The organism is Pseudomonas sp. N40(2020) (genome assembly GCF_014472415.1).
Taxonomy (GTDB): Bacteria; Pseudomonadota; Gammaproteobacteria; order Pseudomonadales; family Pseudomonadaceae; genus Aquipseudomonas.
The window spans coordinates 55,086-68,712 of record NZ_JACSZV010000019.1; the positions used below are offsets into that span (position 1 = coordinate 55,086).

Genomic DNA, 13,627 nt, shown 5'->3' on the forward strand with positions numbered 1-13,627 from the left:
GCCTAGGCTAAGACCAAGCGGGCAGCCCAACAGGTTAAAAAACGAATGAATGCTCTAGCCCGCCGCGCTGCAGGCCTGCTGCTCAGCACAGTCTGCCTGCCCCTTTCGGCCCTGGCGGCCGACCCGCAACCGACTCACGAATTCACCCTCGACAACGGCCTGAAGGTCGTCGTGCGCGAAGACCATCGCGCGCCGGTGGTGGTGTCGCAGGTCTGGTACAAGGTCGGCTCCAGCTACGAAACCCCGGGCCAGACCGGTCTGTCCCACGCCCTTGAGCACATGATGTTCAAGGGCAGCGAGAAAGTCGGCCCCGGTGAAGCCTCGCTGATCCTGCGCGACCTCGGCGCCGAAGAGAACGCTTTCACCAGCGACGACTTCACCGCTTATTACCAGGTGCTGGCCCGCGACCGTCTGGGCGTGGCCTTCGAACTGGAAGCCGACCGCATGGCCAATCTGCGCCTGCCGGCCGACGAGTTTGCCAAGGAAATCGAAGTCATCAAGGAAGAGCGCCGCCTGCGCACCGATGACAAGCCGATGTCCAAGGCCTACGAGCGCTACAAGGCGATGGCTTACCCGGCCAGCGGCTACCACACGCCTACCATCGGCTGGATGGCTGACCTGGACCGGATGAAGGTCGAAGAGCTACGCCACTGGTATCAATCCTGGTATGTGCCGAACAACGCCACGCTGGTGGTGGTTGGCAACGTCACGCCGGATGAAGTTAAAACCCTTGCCCAGCGTTACTTCGGACCGATCGCCAAACGCGACGTGCCACCGGCAAAACAACCGCTGGAACTGGCCGAACCCGGCGAACGGCAGATCACCCTGCATGTGCAGACGCAACTGCCTAGCCTGATGCTCGGCTTCAACGTACCAAGCATCGCCACTGCTGAAGACAAACGTTCGGTCAACGCCCTGCGCCTGATTTCGGCGCTGCTCGACGGCGGTTACAGCGGTCGCATCCCGACCCAACTGGAGCGCGGCGAAGAGCTGGTGTCCGGCGGTTCGTCGAGCTACGACGCCTACACCCGTGGCGACAGTCTGTTTACCCTGTCGGCGACGCCGAACACCCAGAAGAAAAAGACCATGGCGCAAGCCGAGGCCGGTCTCTGGAAGCTGCTGGAACAACTGAAAACCACCGCACCGTCCGCCGAAGAGCTGGAACGCGTGCGGGCTCAAGTGATTGCCGGCCTGGTCTACGAGCGTGACTCGATTACCAGCCAGGCCACTGCCATCGGCCAATTGGAGACGGTCGGTCTGTCGTGGAAACTGATGGACACCGAACTCGCCGATCTGGAAAGCGTAACCCCGCAAGACATCCAGAACGCCGCCAAGCTGTATTTCACCCGCGAACGTCTCAGCGTCGCCCACGTCCTGCCACTGGAGACGACTCATGAGTAAGCGCAAGACCCCACGCCTGTTGCTCGGCCTGATCGCCGTAGCGATCCTCGGTTCCGCCGCGTTTTATCTGGCTCCCGGCGCGAAAACCGACGCCAGCGAAGCGCTGGACAGCGCCAAGTCCAGCCAGAAACTTCAATCGCTGGCCGAACTCGACGGCAAGGCTCCGGCCAGCCGCAAGCTTGACGTGCAGACCTGGAACACCGCCGAAGGCGCCAAGGTGCTGTTCGTCGAGGCCCACGAATTGCCAATGTTCGACATGCGCCTGATTTTCGCTGCCGGCAGCAGTCAGGACGGCAATGCGCCGGGTCTGGCAGTACTGACCAACGCGATGCTCAACGAAGGCGTTGCGGGCAAGGACGTCGGCGCCATCGCGCAGGGTTTCGAAGGTCTTGGTGCAGATTTCGGCAACGGTGCCTTCAAGGACATGGCGTTGGCTTCGCTGCGCAGCCTGAGTGCCACTGAACAACGTGAACCCGCGCTGAAACTATTCTCGGAAGTGATCGGCAAACCGACCTTCCCGACCGACTCATTCGCACGCATCAAGAATCAGATGCTCGCCGGTTTCGAATACCAGAAACAGAACCCCGGCAAACTCGCCAGTCTGGAACTGATGAAGCGCTTGTACGGCGATCACCCCTACGCGCACTCGAGTGATGGCAGTGCGCAAAGTGTGCCGAAAATCACCGTGGCACAGCTGCGCGAGTTCCACGCCAAGGCCTACGCGGCGGGCAATGTAGTGATCGCGCTGGTGGGTGACTTGTCCCGCGCCGACGCCGAGTCGATTGCCAATCAGGTTTCCGCCGCGCTGCCGAAAGGCCCGGCACTGGCGAAGATCGCTCAGCCACAGGAACCGAAAGCCAGCGTCGGCCACATCGAGTTTCCGTCCAAGCAGACCAACCTGATGCTCGCGCAGTTGGGCATCGACCGCGACGATCCGGACTACGCCGCACTGTCGATGGGCAACCAGATCCTCGGCGGCGGCGGTTTCGGTACGCGCCTGATGAGCGAAGTGCGCGAGAAACGCGGCCTGGCCTACGGCGTGTACTCCGGCTTCAGCCCGATGCAGGCCCGTGGCCCGTTCATGATCAACCTGCAAACCCGCGCGGAAATGAGCGAGGGCACCCTGAAACTGGTGCAGGACGTTCTCGCCGATTACCTGAAAACCGGCCCGACCCAGAAAGAACTCGACGATGCCAAACGCGAACTGGCCGGCAGCTTCCCGCTGTCCACCGCGAGCAACGCCGACATCGTCGGCCAACTCGGCGCCATGGGCTTCTACAATCTGCCGTTGAGTTATCTGGATGATTTCATGCGTGAGTCCCAGAGCCTGACCGTGGAACAAGTCCGCGACGCCCTGAACAAACACTTGAGCACGGACAAAATGGTCATCGTCACCGCTGGCCCGACCGTGCCGCAAAAGCCGTTACCGGCCCCATCTGATAAACCTGCCGAGCAACCGCTCGGGGTTCCGGAGCATTAATGGCTACTCGAGCACCGAAAAAACCTGCGCAAAACGTGCATAACGGCGTGAATCAGTTACGCATCATTGGTGGCGAATGGCGTAGCCGCAAGCTGAGCTTCCCCGACGCCCCGGGCCTGCGCCCGACACCGGATCGCGTGCGTGAAACCCTGTTCAACTGGCTCGCACCCTACGTAGCTGGCGCCAAGGTCCTTGACCCGTTCGCCGGCAGCGGCGCGCTGTTTCTCGAGGCGTTGTCCCGTGGCGCGGCCATGGGGCAGGCGCTGGACGCCAGCAATATCGCGGTTTCCAGCCTTAAAGAGCACCTCGGCACGCTGCGCTGCACCAACGGCCAGGTGCAGACTGCCGACGCCCTGCGCTACCTGGAAACCCAGACCGCTACGCCGTTCGATCTGGTCTTCCTCGATCCGCCGTTCAACCAGAACCTGCTGCCAGCCGTGTGCACGTTGCTCGAAGAGCGTCAGTGGCTGGCCGACGACGCCTGGGTGTATACCGAAAGCGAAACGGCACCATCGACCCTCGGCTTGCCCGCCAACTGGCGCTTGCACCGCGAACAGAAATCCGGACGCGTGTATTACGCGTTGTGGCAACGCAGCGCCTGATCCCGGGCCTGATGTGCGCTCAATGCATCAGCAATAAATAGATACCGCACATCGCTCCTCGCATCTCGCCAAAGTGGTTACCGCAATCTGCGTTAACCACTTTGGACGATTCATGTATGGATACGTTATGCAGCAGGATGCTGCTCATTCTTTGCCTGGCGCCATTGATGTCCCTGGCCGCCCCACCCCCACCGACTCACCAGTTCACCCTGGACAATGGTCTGAACGTGCTTGTGCGCGAAGACCATCGTGCACCGCTGGTGACCTCACAACTCTGGTTCAAGGTTGGCTCTGCCGACGAGGCGCCAGGCCAGAGCGGACTCTCTCACGCGCTCGAACACATGCTCTACAAAGGCAGCAGCAAAACCTGCGCCGGCGAGGCCTCGGCCATTTTGCAAACACTCGGTGCCCGGGAAAACGCCTTCACCAGCAAAGATGCCACGACCTATTACCAAACCCTGGCACCCAGGTATCTGGGCGTGGCATTCGAGTTGATGGCCGATCTGATGTCGACCGCGCACTTGCGCACCTCGGACTTGACCCCGGAAATGGCGGTAATACGCGAAGAACGGCGCTTGCGCACCGACGATGACCCCCATGATCTGGCACTGGAGCGTCTGACCGGTGTGGCGCATTTGGCCAATAGCTATCGCACACCGATTCTTGGCTGGATGCATGACCTGCACCGTTTGAATGCCGACGATCTGCGCCACTGGTATGCGACCCGCTACTCCCCTGGCAACGCCACGCTAGTGGTTGTCGGTGATGTGACGCTCGATCAGGTCAAACGGCTGGCGCAGCGCCACTTTGACCCCTTGCCAGCGCGACCTGTTCCTCGCCTGCTACGGCCCACTGAACTGGCACAGGCAGGTGAACGCAAACTGACGCTGTCTCTGGCCGTCCCGACCCCCCAACTGATCATGGCGTTTAACGTGCCGGGGCTTGCCACCGCTGAAAATCGGCGATCTGTACACGCCCTGCGCCTGATCGACGCATTACTGGGAGGGACCCACAGTGCACGCCTGAAAAAACGCCTGGAATTCACCGAACAGTTGTTCAGCGACGTCAGTACTTCTTATGACGCGCTCACACGCGGCGACAGTCTTCTGTTCGTGACGGCCGAACTCGCCAGCGCCCACGCTGACGATCTGGACGCGGCCGAGGCACGGGTCTGGCAACTGATTGAAGAACTGCATGCCCACCCGCCGACAGCTGAAGAGTTGGAGCGCGCACGCACTCAATTGATTGCCCGACAGATCTATACACAAGACTCCATCGTCGAGCAGGCCCACGAGCTGGCCACATTGGCGAGTATCGACCTGCCCTGGCAGTTGATGGATAAGGACTCAGACGAGCTTGCACAGGTGACACCGGCTGACATCCAGCAGGCTGCGTCAACGTTTTTGACCCGCGAACGCCTGACGGTTGCGCATGTATTGGCGGAGGCGGCTCATGAATAATGGCCTTCGGAAGGCCAGGGGCGTTTTGCTCGGGCTGGGAATCGTAGCAGGCCTGACGGGCGTTCAAACGCTGGCAGATACCGTGACGGTCGCGCCGGCAAATTACCCCGCGCCACGTCTGCAATCGCTACTGGGGCCGGTTCCTGTCGCCGGCACTGCGCGAGCACTGTCGATCAAAGGCTGGAAAACCCTGACCGGCACCAAAGTGTTGTTCATCCGCACCACAGAGCTGCCGATGTTCGATCTGCATGTCAGCTTCGCCGCAGGCAGCGCGCGAGATGGCGACACGCCGGGCCTCGCCGCCGCCACGTTCAGCATGCTCAATGAAGGCATACCGGGCAAAGACCTGTCCGCCATCGTTGAAGTCTTTGACGGTCTGGGCGCGCAACTCGACATGAACATCGATCATGACCGCGCCACATTGGCCTTGCGCAGCTTGAGCGATGAACAGAAACGTGCCCCGGCGTTGCAGCTGTTTTCGCAGATTCTCGGCGCGCCGACACTGACCGACGATGCGCTGAAGAGGGTGAAAATCGAGCTGCGCGACAGCCTCACTTCCGCCGCGCAGGATGCAGGAAATTCGCCAGTGCATCTGGTCAAGACACTGCTCGCCCCGGACGGCCCCTACTCGCTGCCGTTCTATGGCACTGATCAAGGGTTGCAGGCGCTGACCGGGACGGAGGTAAAAGATTTCCACCAGCGTTTCTACAGCGCCAGTCAGGCGCAAATCACCCTGGTCGGCGACCTGACGCTGGCGCAGGCAAAGGCGATCAGTCTGCAAATCAGCAACGCCTTACCGGTCATGCCTGCAGGCACCGCGGTCATGCCAATGCCCGGGCACAAACCCGTTGGCACCGAACGAACCCTGCACGAGGAACAGCCACTGACCCAAATCAACCTGATACTCGCCCAGCCCAGCGTGTCGCGAAGCCATGCGGACTATGCCGCGCTGTACACCGCCAACCTGATTTTTGGCGGCACGATCAACAGCCGACTGATGAGCGAACTACGGGAAAAGCGCGGGCTGGTGTACGACGTCTATTCAGAAAACGCCCCTTGGGCCACGGCGGGTTTGCTGACCATTTCCCTGCAGGTCAATCCGGCATTCAGCCAGGCTACGCTGGCGTTGACCCGGTCGTTGTTCAGTGACTACCTGCGCGACGGGCCGACACAACAGGAGCTCGATCAGGTCAAGCTGCAAGTCGCCAACAGGAGTGCACTGAACAGCTCCAGCAACTGGCAGATTCTCAAGCAACTGGTGACAATCAATCGCCATGATCTGCCACTCGACCTCGACTACACCGTGCAACAGGTGCAACGCCTGACACTCAAACAAATCCATGAGGCGCTGAATCGGCATTTGGCCGCCGACCGCTGGCGCGTGGTGACAGTCGGGGCCACCGTCGAGCAGCAGGCGCTACCCGCCCCCGCGCCGACACCGCCCGGCACGTCATCCCAGAGCATGTGTCGCGCCGAAGCAGGCTTTGTGGCAAGTTAGGTTCTTTCACTCAAAAGCGGCAGATGCCTGAAGCACCTGCCGCTTTGCGCAAGACCTGTCGAGATTTGCCGTGCAGTCACTGAACCCTGTTCCCAGCCCCCGCTTTGCACCGGCCTTCGGCCTGGGTAACCCACACCTGCAAACCTTGTGGGGGCCGCTGTGGCGCAAAACCGTTCACCTTGATCGTCAGCGCGAACGTCTGTGGCTTGATGATGGCGATTTCCTCGACCTCGACTGGCATGGCCCGCACAGCGCCGAGACTCCGCTGGTGTTGGTGCTGCATGGACTGACCGGTTCTTCTAACTCACCTTACGTTGCCGGCATCCAATCCGCGCTCGCCGCGCAAGGCTGGGCCAGTGTTGCATTGAACTGGCGCGGCTGCTCGGGCGAACCGAACCTGCTGCCGCGCAGTTATCACTCCGGCGCCAGCGAAGACCTCGCCGAAGCCATCCGCCATCTGCGTGCGAAGCGTCCGTTGGCACCGCTGTATGCGGTCGGCTATTCCCTTGGCGGTAATGTGTTGCTCAAGCATCTGGGCGAGACCGGGAGTGCCAGCGGCGTGCGCGGTGCGGTGGCAGTGTCGGTGCCGTTTCGCCTCGACCAGTGCGCGGATCGGATTGGTCAGGGATTTTCCAGGGTCTATCAAGCGCATTTCATGCGCGAGATGGTCGCTTACATCAAGAACAAGCAACGCCAGTTCCAGCACGACGGCCGCGATGATGGTGTAGCCGCACTGGCAGCGCTCGGCTCATTGGAAAACATGCGTACGTTCTGGGATTTCGATGGCCGGGTCACCGCGCCACTGCACGGCTTTACCGATGCCGAGGATTACTATCGTCGCGCCTCGAGCCGGTATTTTCTCGGTGAGATCCGCACGCCGACCCTTATCATTCAAGCGGCGGACGATCCTTTCGTGTTTCCGCACAGCCTGCCCCAGGCCAGCGAGCTGTCAGACCTCACCGAATTCGAATTGCAGGCTCGCGGCGGCCACGTCGGCTTCGTCGATGGCTCGTTGCGCCAGCCGGGTTATTACCTGGAACGGCGCATCCCGCAGTGGCTGGCAGGCCTGACGTCATGATTGATCAGGCTCGCTCCCACAAGGGTGTGGTGATTACTCGCCGGTAGCGACTCCGCGCGACGGCTCGTTGATCCACTCACTCCACGACCCCGCATACAGCGAACCCAACGGATACCCCGCCAGGCATAGTGCAAACAGGTTGTGGCACGCCGTCACGCCCGAGCCGCAATACGCGACCAGTTCTGACGGCGAGCGCTCGCCCAGCTTCGCGGCAAAGCGCTGTTTGAGCTGATCGGCCGGCAAGAATCGCCCGTCACTGCCAAGGTTGTCGGTAAACGCCGCACATTGCGCGCCGGGAATGTGCCCGGCAATCGGGTCGATCGGCTCCACTTCACCTTTGAATCGCGGCAAGGCCCGAGCATCGATCAGGGTCAGTTCGGGTTGGCCGAGACGTTGCTGCAATTGTTCGGCGCTGAGCAACAGGCTCATGTCTGACTGGCCGCTGAAATGGCCACGGGTGACGGTCGGCGCATCCAGACTCAGCGGCAGGCCAGCTGCATGCCACGCCTTGAGTCCGCCGTCGAGAATGAACACACCGTCGCGCTTGCCCAGCCACGCCAGCAGCCACCATGCTCGGGCCGCATAGGCTCCCGGGCCGTCGTCGTACAAAACCACGTCGCTGTCGGCATTGATGCCCCAGGCTTGCAGACGCTCGATCAGCTCTGCCGGCTCAGGCAACGGATGACGCCCGGTCACGCCCTTGACTACTTTGCCACTGAGGTCACGCTCCAGATCGGCAAAACTCGCCCCGGCAATGTGCCCTTCGGCATAGCTGCGCTGACCGTAGTCCGGGTCTTCGAGGGCAAAACGACAATCCAGAATCACCAGCCCGGGCTGCTCCTTGCGGGCATCCAGTGCGTTGGGGCTGATCAGTTGCGCAATCGGCATAACGGGCTCCTGTGGGATTTCAACGGGACGGTTTACTTCACATCTTCGAGGGCCTGGGCCAGTGGCACGTAGAACTCCTCGAACAGCGCATTGACCTGCTCGCGCGCCTGCTCGGTGACAAATCCGGCTTCCAGCACCAGCACCTGATACACGCCACGTTTAATGGCTTGTTCACTGAGGTGATTGGAGTTTTCCCGGGTGGTGCACAGAAAGCGTACCCAGGACGTCAGGATGATCCAGGCGTTGAGGGTCAGCGATTCGATCTGCACGCGATCCATGTCGAGGATCCCGGCCGCCACGAAACCTTCGTAGATCGCCGCGCCCTGGATCACACAACGCTGGGAGAAGCGCCGATAACGCGCGGCCAGTTCCGGATCGCTATCGAGCAAATGCTCGAGGTCGCGGTGCAGGAAGCGGTAGCGCCACATCGCCGAGAGCAGCTCCTTGAGGTAGAAGCGCTTGTCTTCAACGGTCGCGGCGCGCCCCTGCGGCGGGCGCAGGAAACTGTCGACAAGGCTTTCGTACTCACTGAACAACACGGCGATGATCGCCTGCTTGTTGGGGAAGTGGTAGTACAGGTTGCCCGGAGAAATCTCCATGTGGGCAGCAATGTGATTGGTACTGATGCTGCGCTCGCCCTGCTGATTGAACAGCTCGAGGCTGTTCAGCACGATACGCTCGCTGGTTTTTATTCGTGGGGCCATGGCTTGGGCTTTAATTCAGAGTGCGTTGACGGGCATCTTACGACCTAACCGGAAATGGATAAAACACTGCTGTGCATGGATGTTGATTGACTTTCTAGAGCATAGACTCTAAAAAGTTCCTCACTACAATAAATACGGAGCCGACCATGACTGCCGACATTGCCTACCTGCAGACGCTGCAATTGCCCCTGGAAGCGCTTGATCGGCAGTTCGCGGCGCAACGGGCTGCGTATGCCGCCAACCCGATGCCACCCGCCGCCCAGCGCCAGCAATGGCTCAAGGCACTGCGCGATTTGCTGAGCAACGAGCGTCAGGCTTTGATCGAGGCGATCAGCGCCGACTTCAGCCATCGCAGCGCCGACGAAACCTTGCTCGCTGAATTGATGCCAAGCCTGCACGGCATTCACTACGCCAGCCGTCATCTCAAGGGCTGGATGAAAGCTTCGCGGCGCAAGGTCGGCATGGCATTCCAGCCGGCTTCAGCGAAAGTGGTTTATCAGCCATTGGGTGTGGTCGGCGTCATCGTGCCGTGGAATTACCCGCTTTATCTGGCCATCGGCCCGCTGGTCGGCGCCTTGGCGGCGGGCAATCGGGTGATGCTCAAACTCAGCGAATCGACCCCGGCCACCGGCCTGTTGCTCAAGGAGTTGCTGGCGCGAATCTTCCCCGAAGATCTGGTTTGCGTGGTGCTCGGCGAAGCCGATATCGGAGTCGCGTTTTCCCGTTTGCGCTTCGATCATCTGTTGTTCACCGGCGCCACCAGCATCGGCAAACACGTAATGCGCGCAGCGGCGGAAAACCTGACCCCGGTCACTCTTGAGCTGGGTGGCAAGTCCCCGGCCATCGTCTCCCGCGACGTGCCATTGAAGGATGCCGCCGAACGCATCGCCTTCGGCAAAACACTCAACGCCGGGCAGACCTGCGTTGCCCCCGATTACGTGCTGGTCCCGGAAGACCGCATCGGTGGTTTCGTCGAAGCCTATCGCCAGGCCGTGCAGGGCTTCTATCCGACCCTCACCGACAACCCCGACTACACCGCAATCATCAACGAACGCCAGTTGGCGCGGCTCAACGGCTACGTCAGCGATGCCACCAGCAAAGGCGCGCTGTTGATTCCGCTGTTTGATCAGGGTCAGGGCCGACGCATGCCTCACAGCGTGCTGCTGAATGTCAGCGACGACATGACCGTCATGCAGGACGAAATCTTCGGCCCGCTGCTGCCGATCGTGCCGTACCAGGATCTGGAGCAGGCATTTGCTTACATCAATCAGCGGCCACGTCCTCTGGCTCTTTACTACTTTGGCTACGACAAACGCGAACAGAACCGCGTGCTGCACGAAACCCATTCCGGCGGTGTGTGCCTGAACGACACGCTGCTGCATGTGGCGCAAGACGACATGCCCTTCGGCGGCATCGGTGCGTCGGGCATGGGTCATTACCACGGTCACGAAGGCTTTCTGACGTTCAGCAAAGCCAAAGGCGTGCTGGTTAAACAGCGCTTCAACGCGGCCAGATTGATTTACCCGCCGTACGGAAAATCGATTCAGAAACTGATCCAGAAGCTGTTCATCCGCTAAATATTCGTCATCGCCGCCGGGTAATAAAAACAATGCACCCAAGCCTGACCGATACACCTGCACTGTCACGTCGTGGCCTGCTGAAATTCAGCCTCGGCGCCACGGCGTTCCTCGCCACCGCCGGTCTCGGCGCCAGCCTCAGCGGCTGTTCGTCGAGCGTCGCGGCCAATGGTTTCGTGACTTTGCGCGACGGCGATTTGCTGTTTCTGCGCGCGCTGATTCCGGTGATGCTTGATGGCGCCGTGGTCGCCGAGAAGATGCCGGACGCGGTGGCTGGCACCCTCAAGTCGCTGGACTACAGCCTCGATCACCTGTCGCCGGAAATGCTCAAACTCACCCGACAACTGTTCGACGTGCTGGGCATGGCCGTGACGCGCGGGCCGCTCACCGGGATCTGGGGCAGTTGGGAAAACGCCAGTCCCGAAGCGATGCGTCACTTCCTCGACCGCTGGCAAAACAGTTCGTTGAACCTGCTGCGCATGGGCCATAGCTCCTTGCAGCAAATGGTGATGATGGCCTGGTACACCCGCGCCGATTCCTGGGCGCACTGCGGCTATCCCGGCCCGCCCACCGTCTAAACATCAAACGAACCCTGTGGGAGCGGGCTTGCCCGCGATGGCATAAGTCGCTCCACCACTGCATCCAGAATAATAAAGAGAACCCGATCGATGCCCGTACCCGACCCGTTCCGCGAAGGCCTCGCCCGAGGCTGGAAAACCTACAACGGCGCCCAGCTGACCGACGACCTGACCCTCGAAGCCGACGTCGCCATCATCGGCAGCGGCGCCGGCGGCGGCACTACGGCAGAAATCCTCAGCGCCGCCGGCTATAAAGTGCTGCTGATCGAAGAAGGTCCGCTGAAAACCAGCTCCGACTTCAAAATGCTCGAAGACCAGGCCTACAGCAGCCTCTATCAGGAAGGCATTGGCCGCATGAGCAAGGATGGCGCGATCACCATCCTGCAGGGCCGCGCCGTCGGCGGCACCACGCTGATCAACTGGACCTCGAGCTTCCGCACGCCGCAACCGACCCTGGAACACTGGGCCAAAGAGCACAACGTCAAAGGCCACAGCGCCGAAGATATGGCCCCGTGGTTCGAAAAGATGGAGCAGAGCCTCGGCGTCGCGCCGTGGATGGTTCCGCCCAACGCCAACAACGACGTGATCCGCAAAGGCTGCGAGCAACTCGGTTATAGCTGGCACGTGATCCCCCGCAACGTGCGCGGTTGCTGGAACCTCGGCTACTGCGGCATGGGCTGCCCGACCAACGCCAAGCAATCGATGCTGGTCACGACCATCCCAGCGACGCTGGAAAAGGGTGGCGAGTTGCTCTATCTGGCCCGAGCGGAAAAGCTGCTGATCAGCGGCGATAGAATCACCGGCCTGCAATGCGTGGCCATGGACGAGCGCTGCGTCGAACCGACCGGCCGCAAAATCACCGTCAAGGCGCGGCATTACGTGCTGGCCGGCGGCGGCATCAACAGCCCGGCATTATTGCTGCGTTCGGATGCGCCGGATCCGCATAAAACCCTCGGCAAACGCACGTTTCTGCATCTGGTGAACATGTCCGCCGGACGCTTCGACGAGGTGATCAACCCGTTCTACGGCGCGCCACAGTCGATCTACTCGGACTATTTCCAGTGGAAAGACGGGGCGACCGGGCCGATGGGCTACAAGCTCGAAGTGCCACCGCTGCACCCGGCGCTGGCGGCGACTTTACTCGGTGGTTTTGGCCAGCAGAACGCCGAGCACATGGCCGATCTGCCGCACACCCACGCGATGCTGGCGTTGTTGCGCGACGGCTTTCACCCCGACAGCCAGGGCGGCAGCGTCGAATTGCGCGGCGACGGCTCGCCGGTGCTCGATTACCAGGTTTCGCCTTACGCTTGGGAAGGCCTGCGCCGCGCCTTCCACAGCATGGCCGAGATCCAGTTCGCCGGCGGCGCCAAAGCGGTGATGCCAATGCATGCCGACGCCCGCTACGTGAAAACCCTGGCCGAGGCGCGCACGCTGATCGATGGCTTGAGCCTGGAGCTGTATCGCACACGACTGGGCAGCGCCCACGTCATGGGCGGCTGTGCGATGGGTGAAGAGCCGAAAACCGCCGTCACCGACAGCCTCGGCCGCCATCATCAACTGCGCAATCTGTCGATTCACGACGGCTCGCTGTTCCCCACCAGCATCGGCGCCAACCCGCAGTTGTCGGTGTATGGTCTCACCGCACAATTGGCGACGTCCCTCGCCGATCGGCTGAAAACCCATGAAAAAGCGGATTATTCCTATCGTCTATAGTGCTTTCTTACCCAAAAGGCGACTTGGCCGACCGGGACGGCTGCGATACCATCCGACTCCCCAACGGACTCCCGCCAGGACGACGCGATGAACCGAGTGTTGTACCCAGGTACCTTCGACCCTATTACCAAGGGCCATGGCGATCTGGTCGAACGCGCCTCGCGCCTGTTCGATCACGTGATCATTGCGGTCGCCGCCAGCCCGAAGAAAAATCCGCTGTTCCCGCTGGAACAACGGGTTGAACTGGCTCGCGAGGTCACCAAGCACCTGCCGAACGTGGAAGTGGTCGGCTTCTCGACGCTGCTGGCGCATTTCGCCAAAGAGCAGAACGCCAATGTGTTCCTGCGTGGTTTGCGTGCGGTGTCGGACTTCGAATACGAATTCCAGTTGGCCAACATGAACCGCCAGTTGGCCCCGGATGTGGAGAGTCTGTTTCTCACCCCTTCGGAGCGTTATTCGTTCATTTCGTCGACGTTGGTCCGCGAAATCGCCGCACTGGGCGGCGATATCAGCAAGTTCGTCCACCCGGCCGTGGCCGACGCGTTGACCTTGCGCTTCAAGAAGTAACGACCGTTCAAACGGCGCCCGCGTGCACTGCGGGCGCCAATGCGGCACAATTGCGCGCATTGATTTATAGCGCCCGGGCCT

At 61.2% G+C, this 13,627-nt stretch carries 12 protein-coding genes; 10 read left to right on the forward strand and 2 right to left on the reverse strand.

Going from position 1 to position 13,627, the window contains the following annotated elements; genetic code table 11:
• Positions 1–45 precede the first annotated feature (45 nt).
• From IAI51_RS14155 to IAI51_RS14180, 6 genes are all read left to right on the forward strand, one after another.
• Positions 46–1,401: a M16 family metallopeptidase gene (locus IAI51_RS14155; protein ID WP_187679047.1), complete on the forward strand. Its 1,356-nt coding sequence runs from the start codon at positions 46–48 to the stop codon at positions 1,399–1,401.
• Complete coding sequence (locus IAI51_RS14160) at positions 1,394–2,881, forward strand: M16 family metallopeptidase (protein ID WP_187679048.1); 1,488 nt, start codon at positions 1,394–1,396, stop codon at positions 2,879–2,881. The genes IAI51_RS14155 and IAI51_RS14160 overlap by 8 nt, the downstream gene beginning before the upstream one ends.
• Positions 2,881–3,483 carry a 16S rRNA (guanine(966)-N(2))-methyltransferase RsmD gene (gene rsmD / locus IAI51_RS14165; RefSeq protein WP_187679049.1) on the forward strand — a complete coding sequence of 201 codons (603 nt, stop codon included), beginning with the start codon at positions 2,881–2,883 and terminating at the stop codon, positions 3,481–3,483. Before IAI51_RS14160 ends, rsmD begins: the two co-directional genes overlap by 1 nt.
• A gap of 116 nt (positions 3,484–3,599) precedes the next feature.
• Entirely contained in the window at positions 3,600–4,943 is a 1,344-nt protein-coding gene (locus IAI51_RS14170) for a M16 family metallopeptidase (RefSeq protein ID WP_187679050.1), read from the forward strand.
• Positions 4,936–6,441: a M16 family metallopeptidase gene (locus IAI51_RS14175; RefSeq protein ID WP_187679051.1), complete on the forward strand. Its 1,506-nt coding sequence runs from the start codon at positions 4,936–4,938 to the stop codon at positions 6,439–6,441. The genes IAI51_RS14170 and IAI51_RS14175 overlap by 8 nt, the downstream gene beginning before the upstream one ends.
• A gap of 79 nt (positions 6,442–6,520) precedes the next feature.
• A complete protein-coding gene (locus IAI51_RS14180) occupies positions 6,521–7,519 on the forward strand; it encodes a hydrolase (protein ID WP_187679090.1) in 999 nt (332 codons plus the stop codon).
• Between the two features lie 33 nt (positions 7,520–7,552).
• Here IAI51_RS14180 and IAI51_RS14185 read toward each other — a convergent pair whose 3' ends face one another.
• Together IAI51_RS14185 and IAI51_RS14190 are read right to left on the reverse strand one after the other, a co-directional pair.
• The gene (locus tag IAI51_RS14185; RefSeq protein WP_187679052.1) at positions 7,553–8,407 is read right to left on the reverse strand and encodes a sulfurtransferase; all 855 of its coding nucleotides are present in this window, start codon (positions 8,405–8,407) and stop codon (positions 7,553–7,555) included.
• Positions 8,408–8,439: 32 nt separating this feature from the next.
• Positions 8,440–9,111 carry a TetR/AcrR family transcriptional regulator gene (locus IAI51_RS14190; protein WP_187679053.1) on the reverse strand — a complete coding sequence of 224 codons (672 nt, stop codon included), beginning with the start codon at positions 9,109–9,111 and terminating at the stop codon, positions 8,440–8,442.
• A gap of 146 nt (positions 9,112–9,257) precedes the next feature.
• Between IAI51_RS14190 and IAI51_RS14195 the strand changes: the two genes are divergently transcribed.
• From IAI51_RS14195 to coaD, 4 genes are all read left to right on the forward strand, one after another.
• Positions 9,258–10,688: a coniferyl aldehyde dehydrogenase gene (locus IAI51_RS14195; protein ID WP_187679054.1), complete on the forward strand. Its 1,431-nt coding sequence runs from the start codon at positions 9,258–9,260 to the stop codon at positions 10,686–10,688.
• Positions 10,689–10,720: 32 nt separating this feature from the next.
• A complete protein-coding gene (locus IAI51_RS14200) occupies positions 10,721–11,266 on the forward strand; it encodes a twin-arginine translocation pathway signal protein (RefSeq protein WP_187679055.1) in 546 nt (181 codons plus the stop codon).
• Between the two features lie 90 nt (positions 11,267–11,356).
• Complete coding sequence (locus tag IAI51_RS14205) at positions 11,357–12,979, forward strand: GMC family oxidoreductase (protein WP_187679056.1); 1,623 nt, start codon at positions 11,357–11,359, stop codon at positions 12,977–12,979.
• 87 nt (positions 12,980–13,066) lie between these two features.
• Positions 13,067–13,546 carry a pantetheine-phosphate adenylyltransferase gene (coaD, locus tag IAI51_RS14210; RefSeq protein ID WP_003229157.1) on the forward strand — a complete coding sequence of 160 codons (480 nt, stop codon included), beginning with the start codon at positions 13,067–13,069 and terminating at the stop codon, positions 13,544–13,546.
• Positions 13,547–13,627 lie beyond the last annotated feature (81 nt).